Source organism: Arthrobacter sp. MPF02, from assembly GCF_046605375.1.
Lineage (GTDB): Bacteria > Actinomycetota > Actinomycetes > Actinomycetales > Micrococcaceae > Arthrobacter.
In genome coordinates this window covers 2290754-2303653 of record NZ_CP176772.1, presented here as the reverse complement: position 1 = coordinate 2303653, position 12900 = coordinate 2290754, and the positions used below count along the sequence as shown (strand labels likewise).

10 protein-coding genes are annotated in these 12900 nt (G+C 67.6%); 6 read left to right on the top strand and 4 right to left on the bottom strand.

Annotated features, from left to right (window positions below; all coding sequences use genetic code 11):
- Window positions 1–31: 31 nt before the first annotated feature.
- A complete protein-coding gene (locus ACLH0K_RS10835) occupies window positions 32–808 on the bottom strand; it encodes a DedA family protein (protein ID WP_411376466.1) in 777 nt (258 codons plus the stop codon).
- 68 nt (window positions 809–876) lie between these two features.
- Between ACLH0K_RS10835 and ACLH0K_RS10830 the strand changes: the two genes are divergently transcribed.
- Entirely contained in the window at window positions 877–1902 is a 1026-nt protein-coding gene (locus tag ACLH0K_RS10830; protein ID WP_411373611.1) for an exonuclease domain-containing protein, read from the top strand.
- Here ACLH0K_RS10830 and ACLH0K_RS10825 read toward each other — a convergent pair.
- Entirely contained in the window at window positions 1899–2981 is a 1083-nt protein-coding gene (locus ACLH0K_RS10825) for an ADP-ribosylglycohydrolase family protein (RefSeq protein ID WP_411373610.1), read from the bottom strand. The genes ACLH0K_RS10830 and ACLH0K_RS10825 overlap by 4 nt on opposite strands.
- 152 nt (window positions 2982–3133) lie before the next feature.
- Between ACLH0K_RS10825 and ACLH0K_RS10820 the strand changes: the two genes are divergently transcribed.
- The 4 genes from ACLH0K_RS10820 (at window position 3134) to ACLH0K_RS10805 (ending at window position 9864) form a co-directional block, all read left to right on the top strand.
- Window positions 3134–4090: an aquaporin gene (locus ACLH0K_RS10820; protein ID WP_411373609.1), complete on the top strand. Its 957-nt coding sequence runs from the start codon at window positions 3134–3136 to the stop codon at window positions 4088–4090.
- Window positions 4091–4147: 57 nt separating this feature from the next.
- Entirely contained in the window at window positions 4148–5323 is a 1176-nt protein-coding gene (locus ACLH0K_RS10815; RefSeq protein WP_411373608.1) for an exonuclease SbcCD subunit D, read from the top strand.
- A complete protein-coding gene (locus ACLH0K_RS10810) occupies window positions 5320–8376 on the top strand; it encodes an AAA family ATPase (protein WP_411373607.1) in 3057 nt (1018 codons plus the stop codon). Before ACLH0K_RS10815 ends, ACLH0K_RS10810 begins: the two co-directional genes overlap by 4 nt.
- 114 nt (window positions 8377–8490) lie before the next feature.
- Complete coding sequence (locus ACLH0K_RS10805; protein ID WP_411373606.1) at window positions 8491–9864, top strand: MFS transporter; 1374 nt, start codon at window positions 8491–8493, stop codon at window positions 9862–9864.
- Here the strand turns inward: ACLH0K_RS10805 and ACLH0K_RS10800 are convergent.
- Window positions 9861–10595 (bottom strand): IclR family transcriptional regulator, encoded by a 735-nt coding sequence (locus tag ACLH0K_RS10800; RefSeq protein ID WP_411373605.1) that lies wholly within the window; start codon window positions 10593–10595, stop codon window positions 9861–9863. The genes ACLH0K_RS10805 and ACLH0K_RS10800 overlap by 4 nt on opposite strands.
- Before the next feature lie 238 nt (window positions 10596–10833).
- Here ACLH0K_RS10800 and ACLH0K_RS10795 point away from each other — a divergent pair, with 238 nt between their 5' ends.
- On the top strand, window positions 10834–12165 hold the full coding sequence (locus ACLH0K_RS10795; RefSeq protein WP_411373604.1) for an MFS transporter: 1332 nt from the start codon (window positions 10834–10836) through the stop codon (window positions 12163–12165).
- Window positions 12166–12246: 81 nt separating this feature from the next.
- On the opposite strand, the gene ACLH0K_RS10790 is transcribed toward ACLH0K_RS10795, so the two are convergent.
- A complete protein-coding gene (locus tag ACLH0K_RS10790) occupies window positions 12247–12894 on the bottom strand; it encodes a phosphoribosyltransferase (protein ID WP_411373603.1) in 648 nt (215 codons plus the stop codon).
- Between the last annotated feature and the right edge of the window lie 6 nt (window positions 12895–12900).

Below are 12900 nucleotides of genomic sequence, written 5' to 3'. Positions count from 1 at the left end.
TTTTCTGCATGTTGCCGTTGCCGGCTTCCGCCTAGGGTACGGGGGGTGTCTTCTGCTCGTCCTCGGGAGCGTGTTCCTCGATGAACTCGTCCACGGGGTCCGTCCCGTAAGCGGCCGCCTGGCGCTTCGCCGAGATGCCGCGCAGGATCTCGATACCGATCGGCAGGACCGAAACCAGGACGATGACGATGAAAATGATGTCCAGGTTGTCACGCACCCACGGGATACGGTCGCCGAGGAGGTAGCCCAGCAGGGTTACGCCGCCGCCCCAGAGGACCGCGCCGATGACGTTGTAGAGGAAGAACTTTTTCCGGCTCATCTGCGCCACGCCCACGATGACCGGAACGAAGGTCCGGATGATCGGGACGAAGCGGGCCAGGATCAGGGCCTTGCCGCCGTGCTTCTCAAAAAAGGCGTGGGCGTTTTCCACATTCTCACGCTTGAAAAGCCGCGACTCCGGCTTGTTGAAGATTGCCGGCCCGGCCTTGGAGCCGATGAAGTAGCCCGTCTGGTTTCCGATGATGGCCGAAATCACAATCAGCAGGGCGAACAGCCACACATTGAACTTGATGGTGTCCGTGGCCACCAGCAGGCCGGCGGTAAACAGCATGGAGTCACCCGGCAGGAAGAACCCCACAAGAAGGCCGGTTTCCGCGAAGACGATGCCGCAGACAAGCAGGACCACCCACGGGGCCAAAGCGGGGTCGGCCAGGAAGACCTGGGGGTTCAGCCAGTCGGGCAGGAAGGAGGCCAGCTGCGGCTGGACCGGTCCTGCCCCGCCCAGCAGGGACACGGCGAGGTCGTTCATCACAGGAAAGTTCACCACTCAAGGGTACTTGACGGGTCTGCCGGGCTTCCGGCGGTAAGGTGGGGGCCGTGGGTTTGGACTTTACTGCGATCGACTTCGAGACGGCGAACGGTTTTCGGGGCTCACCCTGCTCCGTCGGCCTCACGAAGGTCCGGGGCGGACGGATCGTGGCGGAGGCCTCCTGGTTGATGCGGCCGCCGCGCAACCACGACCATTTCGACTACCACAACGTCCGGATCCACGGCATCACCGCTGCAGACGTCGCGGGCAGGCCCCGTTTCGGTGACCTCTTCGCCGAGATCGGGGCCTTCATTGGAGACGACGTGCTGGCGGCGCACAACGCCGCCTTTGACCTTGGCGTGATCCGCTCCGCCCTGGAAGTGTCCGGCCTGCCCGGCCCGGCTTATGACTATGTCTGCACCGTGATGTTGTCCCGGCGGTGCTATTCGCTGGTGTCGAACTCCCTGCCGTTCGCCGCGGAGGAGGCCGGCGTGCCGCTGGACAAACACCACGACGCCGCCGCGGACGCCCGGGCGTGTGCCGGGATCCTGATCGACATTGCCCGCCGGAACAATGCGAACAGCCTCGCCGAGCTCTATCTTTCGCTGGGCCTGGTGATGGCGCGGCAGCAGGCGTTCGACCCCGCCGTGGACGGACTCTCCAAGCCCAGCCTCGCCGCCGTCGGCACCGGTTCGACCATCGGGGCAATCAGCAACGGCGCAGCGCTGGCCCGTCCCTTCCAGTCGGGGTGGCCGGAGGAGGGCATCAACCCGGAGCCCAACCCCGAGGCCGAGCCGGGCCACCCGCTGTACGGGCAGACGGTTGTTTTCACGGGCCAGTTATCCATCGGACGTCCGGAGGCCAAGGTGCGCTCCGCCGGGGTGGGGGCGCGCACCGAAAGCCGGGTCACCGGACGGACCACGGTCCTCGTGGTGGGCGACGGGTTTGTGGCATCCGACCTGCGCTCGGGCAGGCTGACCGGCAAGGCGCGCCGGGTGCTGGAACTGCATGAGCGGGGCCAGATGATTGAGGTGCTGTCCGAAGGCGAATTCCTGCAGATGGTGGGCGGATTCGCCGAACCCGCAACCGCCTAGCCTTCGCCGGTTGTCACCGCCACCATGCTGTCCGCCATGGCACGGATTACGTCAGGGGCTTCCAGCGCCTCCAGCCAGTCAGCGGGCAGGCAGTCCGCACCGTAAAAGGCCCCCAGGATGTTGCCTGCAACCGAGCCGGTGGAGTCGCTGTCCCCGCTGTGGTTGACAGCAAGCGCTACGGCGGCCCGGAAATGCCCGGCGGGGCCTTCCGTTGCGGCGCCATCCCGGAGGGTGGCGAGTACCGCGTACAGTGCGACGGCGAGCGCTTCCTCTGCTACCCGGCCTTCCCCGAGTGCCTGCACCAGTTCCTCCGGCGGCACCGGGCCCTTGTCCGCCAGCCGGAGGGCTGCATGCAGCCGTTCCGGAAGTTCCGGTGCAACGTCTGTAAGGGTGGCGGCATGGGCCGTCACGCCGGCGGCCGCCTCCCGTAGTCCTTCTCCGGAGACCAGCCTGTGGATCAGCAGGCTGAAGATACCGGCGGACTGCCGGGCGGAGGGGTGGCCGTGGGTCAGGGAGGCGGCGTCGGCGCTCAGCTTGTAGACGGCGTCGGGAGTAATATGCGGGACCAGCCCGAATGGGGCAGACCGCATCACCGTCCCGCATCCCTTGGAGTGCGGGTTGACGGGACGCGCGGCGGTGCCCATCTCGCCCGTGGCCAGGCCCGAGATGCAGGCCTTCCCCGGATTGCGGCGCTCGTGGAGCACACTGTTGCCGTCGATCCACCGCGGCTGGGGGACCGGTGCGGAAGCGTCCGCAACCTCGCCCTGCGTCGCCAACCAGCGCAGGTACGCGAGCCACAGGCACGCGTTGACGTCGGCCCCAACGCCGGAGTTGGCCCACTCCAGGGCTTCCACCAGTCCGTCCACGGTGTAGAGCGTCATCTGCGTATCATCCGAGAAGTGGCTGCCGGACAGCTGGGCAAATCCCGTCAGGCCTGCTGGGCCGAACCGGCGCCGGATCTCATCGATGCCGTCAAACTCCACCGCATAGCCGAGGGAATCGCCCAGCGCGCCCCCGAGCAGGCAGCCGTGGATGCGTGACTTCAGGGTGGGCGCGGCTGTACCGGTTTCGATGCTCATGCAGCAAATTTACCGTGGCCGCCGCACCGTTCCGCCCCCCGGACCTGCCCGCCCCGCAGGTGGCGTTGTCCAGCAAACCTCCAGCATCTGCTGGAATAATGCTTTGGTTGCCTGTCGGCAGCACCTGCACGCCATCAACCTGAAGGTTTCCCATGAGCACCCCCGTTGACTCCCGCCATTCCGACCTGCCCGACGGTCCGGAATCTGTCCGGCACGGCCTGCTCCCCAGGCTGGCAGCCGAGGGGTTCGGCAGCCTGTTCCTTGCGGTGGCCGGGCTCGGTGTGCCGCTGTTCAGCATCCCGCAGTCCAGCCCCTTGCCGGCTGCGCTTGCGGCCGGCCTGGCGGTGACCGCCGCGATGCTCGCGGTTGGCCATGTGTCCGGCGGCCACTTCAATCCTGCGATTACCATGGGCCACCTCCTGGCCGGGCGGATCCGTCCCGGCGCGGCTGCCGCCTACGTGGCAGCCCAGGTTGTTGGCGCCGTGGTTGGTGCGTCCGCGCTGTTCGCTGTGCTGCGGACCCTGCCCGGCATCGCCGACAGCCGGAGCGCGTTCGACACTGTCACGGCGGGCTTTGGCGAACATTCAATCATCCAGGCGCCGCTGGCAGCCGTGCTCCTGCTGGAGATCCTGGGTGCGGCCATCATCGTGGCAGTGTTCCTGGGAGCCGCCGCCCGCAGCCGGTCCACCGGGATGGCCGCGCCCATCGCCGTGGGCCTTGCCTTCGCCGCCCTGCTTCAGCTGGGACACGCGGTGGGCAATCTGCCGTTCAACCCTGCCAGGGCAGCCGCCTCCGCCATATTCAGCTCCGGCTGGGCCGTTGCGCAGCTGTGGGTCTTCGTTGCCGCACCGCTGGCGGGTGCAGCCGTGGCGGGGTTGCTGTTCCGCCTCTTCGCGCCCGCCGGCCCAGCGCCCGCCGGTGCTGCGGGACCGGAAGCGGAAGAGCCGGAAGGCGCGTCCGACGGCGACGCCCGGGAGGAGCGTTCAGAAGCAGCGGAGCCTACCGCGCGGGACACTCCGGCACGCGATTCTTCGCCGGCGCGCAGCCGTTCCGCCAGTGCAGCCGATGTCAGCGAAGCGCAGGAGTTCTTTGAAGGCAAGAGGGGCTGATTCGGGCGCGGCGGCGCGGTAACGCAAACTGTCAGTGGCGGCCGATAGCTTAGGAATATGCGGTTACTTCACACCTCGGACTGGCATCTGGGCCGTTCCTTCCACGGCGTGGGCATGCTGGATGCCCAGCGCGCCTTCGTCGACCAGCTCGTCGATGCGGTGTCCCGGCACCGGGTTGATGTGGTCCTGATCGCCGGCGACGTATATGATCGCGCGCTGCCCGGCGTCGATGTGGTGCACCTCCTGGACGAAGCCCTGGTCCGGCTGACGTCCGCCGGTGCCAGGGTGGTCCTCACCAGCGGCAACCATGACTCTGCTATCCGCCTCGGCTTCGCCGCCAGGCTGCTGGAACGCGGGGGAGTGCACCTCAGGACGCGGGTGGAGGGCCTTGCCGAGCCTTTGCTGCTGCCCCTGGACGGAGATCCGGCAGGGCGGGAAGCAGTAGTGGCCATCTACGGCATTCCGTGGCTTGAACCCAGACTGGTTGCCGCGCAGCTCGGAGTGGATGCCACCCACTTCGAAGTCACCCGGGCGGCCACGGAGTTGATCCGGCAGGACGTCCAACGTCGCGCAGCGTCTTCTGTTGTCCACCCCGTTGTCCTGGCCCACACCTTCGCAAGCGGCGGCATCAGCTCGGACAGCGAGCGGGACCTCAGCATCGGTGGCGTAGGGGCCGTGCCCCTGGACCTGTTCGACGGCTTCAGCTACACGGCGCTCGGGCACCTGCACGGCCGGCAGTCCCTGTCGCCGGAGGTCAGGTATTCCGGATCACCGCTGGCATATTCCTTCTCCGAGGCCGGGCACCGCAAAGGCGCCTGGCTGGTGGACATTGATGCCGGCGGGGTCACAGGCGTAGAAGAAATCCTGTGGGAGGCACCCCGTGCCCTTGCCGTCCTCCGGGGTACGCTCCCTGAACTCCTGGACTCGCCGGACCACGAGTGGGCCGAAACCGCCTACTGCCAGGTCACCCTGACGGACGCCCAGCGCCCGGCCCGGGCCATGGACCGGCTGCGCGCACGCTTCCCGCATACCCTGGTGCTGGGCTTCGATCCCCAGGGCGGAACTGCCGCCACAGCCGCAACCTACAGCAGCAGGCTGGCCCAGGCACCGGATGACCTTTCGGTATGCTGCGGATTCCTGGAACATGTGAGGGGCCGCGTCCCCGACGACGCTGAAAAGGCGGCCTTGACCTCCGCCCTCGAGAACGTCCGTGTCCTGGAGGCCTCGCGATGAGGATCCACCACCTGCGCATTTCCGCGTTCGGTCCCTTTGCGGGCACCGAGGACATCGACTTCGACCGGTTGAGCGGCCATGGCCTGTTCCTCTTGAATGGTCCCACCGGCGCCGGGAAGACCAGCGTCCTGGACGCCATCTGTTTCGCCTTGTACGGCTCCGTTCCCGGTGCCCGGCAGGACGGGAAACGCTTGCGCAGCGACCACGCCGAGCCGGGCCGGGAACCGGCAGTCACTTGCGAGTTTTCTGCGCAGGGGCGCCGCTTCGAAGTGACGCGCTCACCGGCCTGGGATAAGCCAAGTGCACGCGGGAAGAACGGCTTCACCACCCAGCAGGCCAAGACGCTCCTCCGGGAACTCGTGGACGGCGCATGGGTGGAAAAATCGGCGCGGAACGACGAAGCCGGGGCCGAAATCCTGGCACTGTTGGGTATGGACCGTGAACAGTTCACGCGGGTGGTGATGCTGCCCCAGGGGGATTTTGCTGCCTTCCTGCGCTCCAAGGCCGCCGACCGGCTGGAACTCCTGCAAAAGCTCTTCGGCACGCAGCGTTTCGAAGCACTGGAACACGAACTTGCCCGGCAGGCTGCAGAGGCCCGGGACAACGTTGCCGAGCTGACCGGCCGGCTTGAGCTTCTCACTGCCCGGGCGGAATCGGAGGCTGGAGCCCTTGGCCTGAATGAGGGGGCGCCGCCTGCCGACAACCCGGCTGCACGGCTGGAATGGATGGTGGCAGCCGTCGGGGAACGCCATCGCGAGCTGGCGGACCTGGCAGTGGCCGCCGAAACCGGTGCCAGGGAGCGGGCGCTGGCAGTGGAAGAGGAAATCGGACGGCGCGAGCGGCGGCGCCGCCTTGAGGCTGCCGTCACCCGTCGGGCAGCAGTGCAGTCCGCAGCGCCACAGCTGGAAAGTCTTGCAGCAAGGATTGCCCGGCACCGGCAGGCGGAGGTCCTTGCGGCCCATCTGGCCGGTGTTGATGCCGCCGGGGCCAAAGTGCGAAGGGCGGCCAACGCGGCGGAGTCGTCGGTTACCCTGCTGCGCCTTGCAGCCGCTGAGGAACCCGAACTGGCAGGAGTCCGTCTCGATTCCGCGGAAGACTCCGCACAAGGGTTATCCGGGGTTGCAGGGGAGGAGCTGGGGCGCCTGCGGTCCCTGCTGGCAGTCGTTGAGGCAAGGCTGCCGGACGAGGACAGGCTGCAGGGACTTCGGACACGGCACAGTGCACTGTCAGGGAAGCGGCAGGGCCTGGCTGAAGGAATCGACGAACTCGCACAACGCGTGGCAACCCTCGAAGACGAACGGGTCACGCTGGCCCGGGACGTGGAACCGCTGGAGTTACGCGCCGGTACCGCTGCACTGCGTGCGAAGGAGGCGGCAGCGGCCGCCGAGCTCCTGGATGTGGTCCGCCGGCATGCCGGCGCAGCCTTCGCCCGCGACGCCCTCAAGCTGAAGTTTGACGCCGCGCGGGAACACCAGCTGGAGGCAAAACGCCGCTGGCTGGACCTCCGGGAGGAACGGCTGGCCAACGCCGCCGCGGAACTTGCCGCCCAGCTCGAACAGGACTGCCCCTGCCCGGTGTGCGGCAGCGTCGAACACCCCGCACCAGCTGCGGCCGGCACTGGCGGTCCCTCTCTCGCCCAGGAGGAAGAGGACGCCCACGCACTGTATGAGGCGGCCGACGCCGCCTGTACCGCCCTCGGTGCGGAGTTGGCAGGGGCCAACGAGCAGGTGGCGGTCCTCGCCGGCCAGGGCGGGGACATGCCGGAAGAGGAAGCAGTTGCTGCGGCCGGGGAAGCACGCGCTGCGGCAGCCGATGCTGAGTCTGCCGTTACGGAACTGGCCTCCGTCCGGACACGGCTGGATGCCCTGAATGCGGACATCGCAGAGACGGCCGCTTTGAAGGCCGGCAGGGAAGCGGAACTTGCCCGGGCTGCGGCCGCCCAGGCCGGCCTGGCTGAGGAGGTCGGCGCACTGGACACGGCCCTGGCCGGACTGCGCAGCGGCCACCGCAGCCTGTCCCGTCGGCTGCGTGCGCTCGAGGCTGCGGTGGCAGTGCTCGGCAAGGCGGTGGAAGCACAGGCACAGCTGGAGCAGGCGCAGGACCAGGCCATGGAGGCCCGGGAACAACTGGAGCTGGCATTGCCCAGAGCAGGATTCAGCACGGCGGATGAAGCCCGGGACCAGCTGCTTAGCGCCGACAACGCAGCTGCGCTCGAGCGCGAATTGCGCGCGGGGCAGGATGAAGCCGTGCGGGTCTCCGAACTCTTTGAATCGGAGGACATTGTCCGTGCCCTTGGGGAACAGTCCGATGGCTACACCGTGGACGAGGAACATTATGCGGTCCTGCAAACGGAGGCGGTGGATGCAGGACACAAGGCCCGCGAGGCACGCCTTTCCGCCGGCCTCGCGGGCCGGTGCCTGGAGTCCCTAACCGCCATCAAGGCGGAGTATGAAGCCATGGCGGGGGCTGCCCTTGAACCGGCGGAACGTGCAGCCATGCTGGCGGGTCTTGCCGACGCCGCGGCCGGCCGGGGGGACAACACGTACAGGATGAGCCTTAACAGTTACGTCCTCGCTGCACGGCTGGAACAGGTGGCCCTGGCAGCGTCGGAAAGGCTGGTGGACATGAGCGACGGCCGTTACCTGCTGCAGCATACGGATGCCAGGGCTGCCCGGGGCGCCAAGTCTGGGCTGGGGCTTCAAGTGGTGGACCAGTGGACGGGTTACCGCCGCGACACCTCAACCCTGTCCGGCGGCGAATCCTTCATGGCTTCCTTGTCCCTGGCCCTGGGCCTGGCGGACGTGGTGCAGCAGGAATCGGGCGGTGTGGAAATCGAGACGCTGTTCGTCGACGAAGGTTTCGGCAGCCTGGACGAGCAGTCGCTGGAACAGGTCATGGACGCCCTGGAGGGGCTGCGCGACGGCGGGCGCGTGGTGGGACTCGTCAGCCATGTAGGTGAGATGAAGCAGCGCATTGGCACCCAGCTCCAGGTGCTGAAGGGGCGGAACGGGTCCACGCTCCGGATTTCCGAGACCCTCGATGCCCTGCCCTGACCTGGCCTGCCTCCCGCCGGCCTGACGTGCGTTGGGTTTGCCGGTGCAGTCGGCGCTGCACCGGCGCGCTATAATTTTTCAGTTACCGGGTTGCGCGCATCGGGAGGAGGGACGATGCGCACGATCGAACGGGCCCGGACATTGACTTCACCAGCGAACCCTTCCACCAGCACCCCTCGCACTGCGGCACCTGACAACGCCCCGGATGCCGAAGCAACAGCAAAGACGGCACCGGCCGGCAGGTTCGCCCGGCTTTCCCACCTGGCCGGCCGCAGCTTCATTCCCCTTGGACTCTTCGCCCGGCTGCCGCTTGCCATGCTCACGGTGGGCACCCTCACGATGGTCACTTCAGTCAGCGGATCCTATGCCTTGGGCGGCACTGCTGCCGGTGCCGTCGGCATCGGCTCGGCGATGGGTGCACCGCTTCTGGGTGCCTTGGCCGACAGACAAGGGCAGCGGCCGGTCCTGCTGGCCGCCGCCGTCCTCAATACCGTCGCGGTGATTGGCCTTGTCCTTGCGACAGCCGGCCTGGATGATGCCGGCACATCTTATGCAGGCGTCCTTGCCGCCTCGTTCGCGGCCGGTGCCAGCAGCCCCCAGGTGGGCCCGCTGGCACGGGTACGATGGATGGCCCTCACGTCCGAAGTGCCGGCGCCCGGCAGCAGGCGCGACCTGGACACGGCGCTTTCCTACGAAAGCACCGCCGATGAGGTGACGTTTGTGTTGGGACCCGCCCTGGTGGGAATCCTGGCCAGCCTTCTTGCTCCCTGGCTGCCGCTGGCACTGGCGGCCGCCATGACCATCATCCTGGTGCCCGCCTTCGCCAACCACCCCACCCGGCACGCGGTACGGCAGCCTGGCAAGGCAGCCCGCGCTGCCGGCGGAAGCCAAGGCGGCGACAGGATCCCGCGGGCGGCGGCCCTGCCCGTGCTTGCCATGGTCTGCATGGGAACGTTCTTCGGTGCGACGCAGGCCGGCCTTAGCTCGTTCTCCGCCGGTTTCTCGGGTTCGGAACTCGCCGGGCTCCTGTACGCCGTAATGGGGCTGAGTTCCGCTGCTGCCGCGCTGTCGGTCGCCTACTGGCCGCACCGGTTCAGCCTCGGCTGGCGCTGGGTCCTTTCGGCCGTACTGATGGCGGCGCTGGCGGTGCTGTTGCTGGTGCCGTCGTCGCTGGCCGGCATGGTAGCGGTGCTGCTGGTCCTGGGGCTTCCCGTTGGACCGGTGATGGTCACGGTATTTGCCGCAGGCGGGGTGCTCGCCCCCGCTGGCCGGCTGGGCACCGTCATGACGGCGCTGGCCAGCGGCATCGTGGCCGGCACCGCCCTGGGTTCCTCCCTCGGCGGCCATCTTGCGGAATCCGGCGGCTACCATGCAGCTTTCCTGGTGCCTGTGGGCGCGGCCTTGATGCTGGCGCTGCTCGGAGCCTGGGCCGCCGCCGTGCTCCGCCGCGGGCAGGAACGGTACGACCGAGGCCCGGCTACCAGCTAGGCCAGCTGCTGTTCGATGCGCGCGGCGCTCCCGGCGAGCGCGGCCCCTACCGTCTCCGGACCATGTGGGGAGCGGATATAGACGACGGCGAGCGCTGCCGGCCGCCCGCCCGGCACCCGGACAGGGGCTGCCAGGGAGGAGACCCCGGCGATCACTTCGTCGTGGCTGGCGGCATATCCTTGGCGCCGTGCCTCAATGGCCTCCGGACGGTAGGGCACACCGGTGCCCAGCCTGTCCCACTCCACCTCCGTAAGGGCGGACTGTATTGCGATGCCCGGTGCCCCGGCATTGATCGGATGCCGCGTCCCGGGGCGCTGCGCCACAGTGGCTCCCGAATGCCGCGGTTCCACCGTGACCAAAGTGATGCAGTCCTGGTGGTCCCACACCGCAACAAAGGCCGTCATGTCCAGCGTGTTCGCCAGGTGGGTCAGCTCCGGAAGGGCAGCCGTCTGAAGGTTACGCGAAACACCACGGGCCAGGACGGCAAGCCCCGGCCCGGGCTGGACCTTCCCGGCGTCATCCCGCACCAGGAGCGAATGGTCTTCAAGGGTCCGCAGGATCCGGTAAGCCACCGAGCGGTGCACGCCCATGGCATCCGCGAGTTCGGCGATGCTCAGCGGGGCGGGCGCCGCCGCGAGGATTTCGAGGGCGCGAATTCCCCGTGAGAGCGTCTGGGACGGGGACGCCTGCGCCGGCGCTGCTCCGGCCGGGGCTGCAGCGGTGGGAGTCATGGTCTCCATCCTAGGTGGCTTGCCGGAGTACAGGCCGGGCATCCGGCAAATTTGCTTCTATTACAGAACTGCAGGTTCAAATATAGAACTGCGCCCTCTGAGCGTCCACCGGCAAAAGATTCATTTCCGCCGTGTCCCGGCTCACATTTTCGTAGTACCCTACTAACTAACTGACCGTTCTGTCGGTAATCCTGAAGGCGTCCCGGCGGCACAGCTGCCTATGAACAATGGAGTTTCGATGACCACACCTTCCAAGGTGGACACCCTTGCCGGCCCCAGCACACGCCGGGAGGAGCGCAAAGTCCTTGCCGGCACCCTCGTTGGTACCACCATCGAGTGGTATGACTTCTTCATCTTCGCCCAACTGACCGCAACGCTGCTGTCGCCGCTGTTCCTGGCACCGCTGAATGAGTCCAACCCAGGCCTTGCCCAGATCCTCTCCTTTGCCCTGATCGGCATCAGCTTCCTGTTCCGGCCCCTGGGCGCGGTCATTGCCGGACACCTGGGTGACCGGCTGGGCCGCAAGGCAATGCTCGTTTTCACCCTGGTGATGATGGGCGCCGCCACGGCCCTGATAGGCATGCTTCCCACCTACGCCCAGATCGGGGCCTGGGCACCCATCCTGCTGATCCTCCTGCGGATCGTGCAGGGCTTCTCGGCAGGCGGCGAATGGGGCGGGGCAGCGCTTATGGCGGTGGAGCACGCACCCCTGAACAAGCGAGGCCTGTTCGGCGCCTACCCGCAGATCGGTGTTCCGGTGGGCATGATCCTGGCCACCGGCCTGCTGTTCTTCCTCAACAGCAGCATGCCCCGGGAGGAATTCGCCGCCTGGGGCTGGCGTGTTCCGTTCCTGCTGTCCATCGTGCTGATCGTGGTGGGTTACCTGATCCGCCGCGCCGTGGCCGAGAGCCCGGTGTTCCAGGAGATGGCCGCCCGCAAGGCGGAGAGCAAGGCACCGCTCGGTGAGCTTGTCCGCAGCCATAAGAAGCCGGTCCTGTACTCCACCATGATCTTCATCGCCAACAACGCCGCCGGCTACCTGCTCATCGCCTTCTTCATCGCGTACGCCACCAGGACGCTGCAGATGCCTGCTCCGCCGGTCCTCCTGGCAACCACCCTGGCATCCTTCGGCTGGCTGATCTTCACACTATTGGGCGGCTGGCTTTCCGACCACATCGGCCGCGTGAAGACGTTCCTCGCGGGATACGCCATCGTCTTCGCGTGGATGATTCCGATGTTCGCCCTGATCGACACGAAGGACATCCGGCTTTACGGCGTGGCCCTGTTCGTGCTCACCGTGGGCCTCGGCCTCTCCTACGGCCCGATGTCCGCCATGTACGCCGAGATGTTCCCCGCCAACGTCCGCTACTCCGGGATTTCGATCGGCTATGCCTTCGGCGCAATCCTCGGCGGCGCCTTCGCGGCCACCATCGCCGAATCGCTCCTCCAGACCACCAAGTGGGCCGGCTCCATCGGCATCTACATCATGGTCCTGTGCGTCATCTCCGTCATCGGCGTGCTGCTGGCCAAGGAAACCAAGGGCCGCCCGCTGGGTGTCAGCCATCATTGATCAGCGCCCGCTGAGGTGAAGCGCGACGGCGGGCCGGACCAACGTGGTCCGGCCCGCCGCCAGGCGTAGTCCAGCGGACTCCTACTGCTTCAGGAAGCTGATCGCGTCATCGTCGGTCAGTTGCCCAAAATGGCGGTAGAAGCTGCCGACGGCGCGGAACTTGCCGGGCAGGTGCAGGCACAGGACCGCGTCGCAGGCCCGCTCCACTGAAGCCGCGGCGTCGATGGATCCTACCGGTGCCGCCGCAACCACTGTGGCCGCGCCCTCTTCGCGGACCGCCTCGATGGCGGCCCTCATGGTGGCTCCGGTGGCCAGGCCGTCGTCGACCAGCAGGACGGTTTTGCCGGCAAGATCATGGTCCGTTCCGGGGTACAGGTCCACCCGGCGGAGCAGTTCGGCGCGCTCGCGCTGCTCCACTTCATCGAGCCATTCGCTGCGGACGCCGTGCTCCAGCACCCTGTCCAGCAGGGGCTTGTTGATCAGCCGGACTGTCCGGCCCCGGGCCCACGCCAGCGCACCATACGCGGTCTCTTCATGGCCCGGGATGCCCAGTTTGCGCACCAGAACCGTTCCCAGGGGCAGGTACAGGGCCTTTGCGGCGGCAGCGGCAACCGGGATCCCGCCCCGCGCCAGGCCAAGGACCAGGGTATCGGGCCGCTCGCGGAACTGCGGAAGTACCGCGGCCAGGCGTTCGCCGGCCTCCGTGCGGTCCTCGAAACGGGTACCCATCTGATC